We start from the raw sequence: 490 nt of genomic DNA, 5'->3' as shown, positions 1-490 counted from the left end.
ACGCCCGGGGCCGGGCCGATCGCCTGGACCACCGCCTGCGGCAGCCGCTCCATCACCGACAGCATCTTCGAAACCGAAGCTGCATTGGCGGCGAGCGCCGTCGAGATTACCTCCCTGTCATAGCCGAGCTCCTCCAGCCGCCGGGCAAAAAACGCCCGCTCAATGAAGGTGAGGTCAGCGCGGGCCGAATTTTCCTGGCCCTGGGCGATGACATGCATCCGGTCGTCGATCGCCTTGACGACGGCGCGGACATTGCGGCCGAGTTCGCGGGCGGCGCGTAGGCGCCGGTGGCCGAAGACCACCTGATAGCGTCCGTCGATCTTCCCATGGGGACGCACCAGGATGGGCGTGTCCTGTCCACGCGCGCGGATCGCCTCAACCAGCGCGCGGACCGCCTCGTCATCCTCCGACAGCCGGTCCTTGACGAAGGAGGCCTCGCCGACCTCGGGGTCGAGATCGACTACCGCCTCGCCCTCGAGGAACTTTTCCC

1 protein-coding gene is annotated in these 490 nt (G+C 67.6%); it reads right to left on the bottom strand.

Going from position 1 to position 490, the window contains the following annotated elements; translation table 11 throughout:
* Positions 1 to 490, bottom strand: a 490-nt coding sequence (gene repB / locus A7X77_RS31800) for a plasmid partitioning protein RepB (protein WP_064686706.1), incomplete at both ends; no start/stop codon positions are given.

Source organism: Rhizobium bangladeshense (assembly GCF_001662075.1).
GTDB classification, from domain to species: domain Bacteria; phylum Pseudomonadota; class Alphaproteobacteria; order Rhizobiales; family Rhizobiaceae; genus Rhizobium; species Rhizobium bangladeshense_B.
This window is presented reverse-complemented; position numbering and strand designations above follow the sequence as displayed.